Raw genomic sequence first — 6,721 nt, forward strand, 5'->3', positions numbered from 1 at the left:
CAGTCGTGCCGGCCGCCACGGTCGACACCTACCTCGAGCTCGCCCGGGCCACGGCCGGACGAGCGGCAGCCGACGGCCGATTGAGCCCGGCCTCCGCCGGCTCGATCCGACAGGTGCTCGCAGAGGCCGACTGGGACACGTTGGCCGAGATCGCGGCAGGCATCTGAGGGTGCCTCCCGCCATCGCCCGCACGCGGGCCGAGCTGAGAACGATCCTCGAAGGCTCCCAGCGGGTGAGCTTCGTCCCGACGATGGGCGCGCTGCACGACGGGCACCGTCAGCTCATGCAGCACGCCAGGCCATTCGGCGACGTCCTGGTCGCCTCGGTCTTCGTCAACCCCACGCAGTTCGCGCCGGGTGAGGACTTCGACGCCTACCCCCGCACGTTCGATGCCGACCTCGCCACCTGCGAGTCGGTGGGGGTCGACGTGGTCTTCGCCCCCGAGGTCGAGACGATGTATCCGCACGGGTTGATCGAGACGGTGTCGATCGATCCCGGCCCGTTGGGCGCGATCCTTGAAGGAGCGTCGCGGCCGGCCCACTTCCGTGGCGTGCTGACGGTCGTGTCCAAGTTGTTCGGCCTCGTCCGGCCCGATGTCGCCGTGTTCGGCGAGAAGGACTACCAGCAGCTCGTCCTGATCCGCCAGATGGCCACAGAGCTGGCCACGGGCGTCGAGATCGTCGGATGCCCCACGGAGCGCGAGGCATCCGGTCTGGCCCGCAGCTCGCGCAACGTCTACCTCAGCGACGACGACCGGCGACGCGCGCCAGCGCTGCACGCCGCCTTGCAGGCTGGCGCCGCCGTCGGACCCGATGGCGCGGAGGCAGTTCTTGCCGCGGCGCGTCGCGTGCTGGACGACGCGGCGGTGACGCCGGACTACGTAGCGCTCACCGACGCAGACCTGGGCGAACCCGTCCCGGGTCAGCAGGCCCGGCTGCTGATCGCAGCCAGGGTGGGAGAGCCCCGCCTGATCGACAACATCTCCGTCAACCTCGGCCTAGGAGCCTGATGACCATGTGGCGCACCATGATGACGTCCAAGATCCACCGAGCCACCGTCACCCAAGCCGACCTGCACTACGTGGGATCGGTGACGGTCGACGAAGACCTGCTCGACGCCGCCAACCTGCTCGCCGGCGAGCTGGTGCACATCGTCGACATCGACAACGGCGCTCGCCTGCAGACCTACACGATCGCCGGTGAGCGGGGGTCCGGAGTCATCGGGATCAACGGCGCTGCCGCTCGTCTGGTGCACCCCGGCGATCTGGTCATCCTGATCGCCTACGGCCAGATGGATGACGCCGAAGCGCGCGACTTCACGCCGCACGTCGTGTTCGTCGACTCCGAGAACAAGATCATCGGCACCGGTTCCGACCCGGCCGAGGTGCTGCCCGGCTCGGACCTGACCCGCGGGGACGTCGTGCTGAACCCGCGCGTGACGCGATGAGGTTCCCACGATGAGTGCTGGGGTGCTGCTGGCTCTGGACGTCAGCAACAGTCACACCACGATCGGCGCCTTCGAGGGTGACGAGCTCGTCGGCCACTGGCAGGTGTCCTCGGATCACCGCCGAACCGCTGACGAGTGGTGGCTGATGCTCACCGGCCTCGTGCGCCAGTCCGGACTGCCGGCAGTCCAGGCGGCCGTCATGAGCTGCACGGTGCCGGCGATCCTGGTCGAGCTGCGGGTCATGCAGGCCCGCTACCTCGAGGATCTGCCGGTCTCGATCGTGGGACCGGGCGTGCGCACCGGTGTACCGATCCACACCGACAACCCGCGCGAAGTCGGCGCCGACCGCATCGTCAACGCACTCGCCGCCGTCGAGCTGTACGGGGGACCGGCGATCGTGGTCGACCTCAATGGCACCGCCACCATCTTCGACGTGATCGACGAGCAGAACCGGTACGTCGGTGGAGCCATCGCCCCCGGGGTCGAGCTGTCGCTGGAGGCGCTGGCCCGCCGCGGTGCCCAGCTCCGCAGCGTCGAGCTGGTGGCTCCCCGCGACGTCATCGGAAAGAACACGGTCGAGGCCATCCAGTCGGGGGCGGTGTTCGGTTTCGCCGGCCTCGTCGACGGGATGATCGATCGGATCATCGACTCGCTCGGGGCCGATCCCGATCACGTCACGGTGGTCGCCACCGGCGCGTTCCCCGACGCGGTGGTCGACGTGTGCGACCGCATCACCACGCGGGATCCGTGGCTGACGCTGACGGGTCTTCGGCTGATTCACGACAAGAACCACTAGAACCCCCGTCGGATCTCGATCACGCGCATCGGCCACCTGCTGAATTCCGCCGGTCGTGGCGTGGGCCGTCGCCGCACGAGTCGACCCGATGGATGACTAGTAGTCTTGTCACTCGTGAACGACGCCGCTCTCCCCGCCGACCACGAGGCCGACCTGCCCGAACAGATGCGGGTGCGTCGCGACAAGCGGCAGCAGCTGCTCGACTCCGGAGAGGATCCCTATCCCGTCCTCGTCGAGCGCACCCACACCTTGCGCACGATCGTCGAGCGATACGACCCCGAGCAGATGGGCGCGGACACCCGCTCCGGTGACGTCGTCTCCATCACCGGTCGCGTCATCTTCATGCGCAACACCGGCAAGTTGTGCTTCGCCCGGCTGCGTGAGGGCGACGGCACCGAGCTGCAGGCGATGTTGTCGCTGGACCTGATCGGGGAGGACCGACTCGCCGCCTACAAGCATCTGGTCGACATCGGCGACCACCTGCAGGTCACCGGTGAGGTGATCACATCGCGTCGCGGCGAGCTGAGCGTGCAAGCCACGACGTGGGCGCTGGCCGCCAAGACGGTACGCCCCCTGCCCAATGAGCACACGCCGTTGTCGGACGAGGCGCGTTCGCGAATGCGGTACGTCGACCTGATCGTGCGCCCAGAGGCGCGCGACACGGTTCGGGTCAAGGCCAAGGTCTTGCAGTCACTGCGTCGCACGCTCGACGGACAGGACTTCATCGAGGTCGAGACGCCGGTGCTGCAGCACACCAACGGTGGCGCGGCCGCGCGGCCGTTCCAGACCCACACCAATGCCTTCGACGAGGACATGCTGCTGCGCATCGCGCTCGAGCTGGATCTGAAGAAGGGCCTCGTGGGCGGGATCGACCGCATCTACGAGATCGGCAAGACCTTCCGCAACGAGGGGGTCGACAACTCGCACAACCCCGAGTTCATGATGCTCGAGGTCTACCAGGCCTATGGCTCCTACGACACGATGGCCGATCTGGTGCGCGATCTGGTGCTCGACGCTGCGCGCGCCGTCGGCAAGACCGTCGTGCCCGGCCGCGACGGCACCGAGATCGACCTCGGGGCCGACTGGCGCCGGGCCACGATCCACGAGCTGGTGAGCGAAGCCGTTGGCACCACGCTGTCGATCGAGACGTCCGAGGCGAGCCTGAAGGTCCTCGCCGAGCAGCACGACGTCGCGCTGCAGGACCACTGGGGCGCGGGCGAGATCGTGCTCGAGCTGTTCGAGAAGCTCGTCGAGCACACCCTCATCCAGCCGACCTTCGTGTGCGACTACCCCGAGGCCGTCCGCCCGCTGGCGAAGAAGCACCGCACCGTGCCCGGCCTGGTCGAGGCGTGGGACCTGGTGATCAACGGCATCGAGCTGGCGCCTGCGTATTCAGAGCTCAACGACCCCGTCATCCAGCGCGAAAGGTTGGAGGAACAGGCACGCCTGGCCGCCGCGGGCGATCCGGAGGCGATGGACATCGACGAAGACTTTTTGCGGGCGCTGGAATTCGGCATGCCGCCCGCCGGTGGCATGGGCCTGGGCGTCGACCGCCTCGTCATGCTCCTGCAGGGCGTCGGCATCCGTGAGGCCATCCTCTTTCCGCTCTCACGCCGCGAGGAACAGTAGGAGCAGCAGGCCGACGCGGTCCCGATTCGAGGGGGAAATCCGCACCTGCGCGATGGTCGAGGCGATACCGTCTCGACCATGCGGAGACGTCTGGGGGCAGCTCGCCGTCGACTGCGTCGCATCGTGAGACGTCGCGCAGCACCACCGCCGGCACCGATCGCACCGGAACCGGTGACGTTGTCGCTGCGGCTGGACGGTCACGACCGCTTCGTGCACTTCATCGACGATCCTCGGGCGCTCAAACGGGTTGAGGTGCTGGAGCTGGAGGTCGAGCCCTGGCACGAGGCGGCTGCAGGCTGGACGGGACGACTCGGTCCGATCCCGAACGTGCTCAAGGTCGAGACCGAGTTCGATCCCGCCGGGCATCGCGCTCGCATCCGGATGGTCATGACCGCCAGGGTCGAAGCCGTGCAGCTGCTTCGTGCCGCCTACACCGTGTTCTACCCGAGCCGCCCGAGCGGACAGTCTGGTCCGCGCATCGGCGTCCAGTCTGGAGCCGATCGCGAATTCTTCTGGCATGCGGGGGGCGGGCTGCGGCCGGTGCTCCCCGCTCGCATCAGTGGCATGCACTTCGTCGACTACGACCAGGTCGCCACGCCGAAGGGCTTGGTCCGTCTCGACCGAGAATCGCAGAGCGTGGAACTTCTCGATCGCCCCACGGGCCCGGTCGTGAGAATCAATCCCAAGATTCATCGTCCGGTCGGGCGTCGCCAACCCGATCCCGGGCTCTACTCGGCATCGGCGCGAACTGTCGACGGACGCTTCGTCATCACACGGGCCGATGACTCCGTCGTGCTCGATCTGTCGACCGACGAGCCGCTGCGGTCCACGCACAATCTGGCGTTGATGTACGCCGGGTGCATCGACGCGTCGGGCGTGGGGGCTGACGTCGCGAGCGCGACCCGGTTGGCCGAGGTGGCGGCGGTGGGCCAGATCGTCCACAGTGCTCCACCGGAGCTGCCGGTCCACGCGGATCTCTCGCGGGTGTGGAGCCTGCCGTTCGCTTCGATGCCGCTGCTGGACCACATGAACCGCTCGCTCGCACAGGTCCGGGCGGTCATGCGTCACCACACCCGCGCGCTCACGGTCCAGAAGTGGCCATCGGTGTCGGTCGTCCTGGCCACTAGGCGTCCGGACCTGCTCCCCGTGATTCTTCAACAGCTCGCCGCCCAGGATCACCCCGGCATCGAGATCGTCGTCGGGTGTCATGGATTCACGCCGCCGGACATCGGCACGTGGAGTCCTGAGGTGCGCGATCGGGTGGGCCCGGTGCTCGGAATCGATCAGGGGGTGCGCTTCGGCGAAGTGCTGCAGCGACTGACCGCGGCGTCCTCAGGCGACCTGGTCACGAAGGTCGACGACGACGATCTGTACGGTCCCCATCACCTCGCGGACGTGATGACGGCGTGGATCTACTCAGATGCGCAGCTGGTCGGTCGCAAGATGACGCTGATCCGGCACGAAGCCACCGATTCCCTGTTGGTTCGGCGGCTGTTCCGGGAGAACTATCGGTCGACGGTGGCGGGAGGGTCGATGATGATTGCCCGGCACGACCTCGACTCGATCGGCGGATGGCGACCGCAGGTCCGTGGGATCGAGCAGGGGATGCGCACGCGGCTGTGGGACTCCGGTGCTCTCAGCTACGCGTGCAGCGGTCCCGGGTACGTCTACGTCAGGCATGACCAAGGGCATACCTGGGACGTGCCGATGAACCGATTCTCCGACACGCACTACGAGACGACGCTGCAAGGTCTGCCAGGCGCCGCGCTCGGCATCGTGGATCTCGCCGACTGGGGCGATCGGGCGCGTGTTCCGCCCAGAGCGAACGGTGGAACACGCGGGGACGGGTGACGGTTGGGTTGTACATACCGAGGTCCCGATCGCGGATTTCGCACCACGCCTAGACTGGCAGGAACAGACCCAGCTGAGGGGGACGAATGTTCGAAAGATTTACCGACCGCGCCCGTCGCGTCGTCGTGCTCGCCCAAGAAGAGGCGCGCATGCTCAGCCACAACTACATCGGCACCGAGCACATCCTGCTCGGCTTGATCCACGAGGGCGAAGGCGTAGCAGCCAAGGCGCTGGAGAGCCTCGACATCTCGCTGGAAGCTGTCCGCGGTCAAGTCGAGGACATCATCGGCCAGGGCCAGCAGGCACCGAGCGGACACATCCCGTTCACGCCGCGCGCCAAGAAGGTCCTCGAGCTGAGCCTGCGCGAAGCGCTGCAGCTCGGCCACAACTACATCGGCACCGAGCACATCCTGCTCGGTCTGATCCGCGAGGGCGAGGGCGTCGCAGCCCAGGTGCTGGTCAAGCTCGGCGCCGATCTCAACCGGGTTCGCCAGCAGGTCATCACGCTGGTCAGCGGCTTCCAGGGCAAGGAGTCCGAAGCAGCCAACCAGCCCAGCGAGGGCCCCACCGGCTCCTCGGCGGTGCTGGACCAGTTCGGTCGCAATCTCACGCAGGCGGCCCGCGAGGGCAAGCTCGACCCGGTCATCGGCCGCGAGGACGAGGCCGAGCGCGTCATGCAGACCCTGTCGCGCCGGACCAAGAACAATCCGGTTCTGGTCGGCGAGCCCGGCGTGGGCAAGACCGCCGTCGTGGAGAGCCTCGCCCAGGACATCGTCCGCGGCGACGTGCCCGAGACGCTCAAGGACAAGCAGATCTACACCCTCGACCTGGGTGCCCTGGTGGCCGGTTCGCGCTACCGCGGTGACTTCGAGGAGCGCCTGAAGAAGGTGCTCAAGGAGATCCGTACCCGCGGCGACATCGTGCTGTTCATCGACGAGATCCACACCCTGGTGGGTGCGGGTGCCGCCGAGGGCGCCATCGACGCGGCCAGCATCCTCA

The 6,721-nt window shown here is 67.6% G+C and carries 6 protein-coding genes; all 6 read left to right on the forward strand.

Going from position 1 to position 6,721, the window contains the following annotated elements; translation table 11 throughout:
- The first annotated feature begins 169 nt into the window (after positions 1-169).
- Positions 170-1,009 (forward strand): pantoate--beta-alanine ligase, encoded by an 840-nt coding sequence (gene panC / locus WB508_RS07970; protein WP_423844354.1) that lies wholly within the window; start codon positions 170-172, stop codon positions 1,007-1,009.
- 5 nt (positions 1,010-1,014) lie between these two features.
- Positions 1,015-1,446 carry an aspartate 1-decarboxylase gene (gene panD / locus WB508_RS07975; protein ID WP_423844358.1) on the forward strand — a complete coding sequence of 144 codons (432 nt, stop codon included), beginning with the start codon at positions 1,015-1,017 and terminating at the stop codon, positions 1,444-1,446.
- Between the two features lie 10 nt (positions 1,447-1,456).
- Entirely contained in the window at positions 1,457-2,242 is a 786-nt protein-coding gene (locus WB508_RS07980) for a type III pantothenate kinase (RefSeq protein WP_423844355.1), read from the forward strand.
- A gap of 165 nt (positions 2,243-2,407) precedes the next feature.
- On the forward strand, positions 2,408-3,871 hold the full coding sequence (gene lysS / locus WB508_RS07985; RefSeq protein ID WP_423844359.1) for a lysine--tRNA ligase: 1,464 nt from the start codon (positions 2,408-2,410) through the stop codon (positions 3,869-3,871).
- Between the two features lie 78 nt (positions 3,872-3,949).
- Complete coding sequence (locus WB508_RS07990; protein ID WP_423844356.1) at positions 3,950-5,722, forward strand: glycosyltransferase; 1,773 nt, start codon at positions 3,950-3,952, stop codon at positions 5,720-5,722.
- Positions 5,723-5,808: 86 nt separating this feature from the next.
- Positions 5,809-6,721 (forward strand): Clp protease N-terminal domain-containing protein (locus WB508_RS07995; RefSeq protein WP_423844357.1); only part of this gene is annotated, 913 nt, incomplete at its 3' end.

Source organism: Aeromicrobium sp. (assembly GCF_049586495.1).
Taxonomy (GTDB): Bacteria; Actinomycetota; Actinomycetes; order Propionibacteriales; family Nocardioidaceae; genus Aeromicrobium.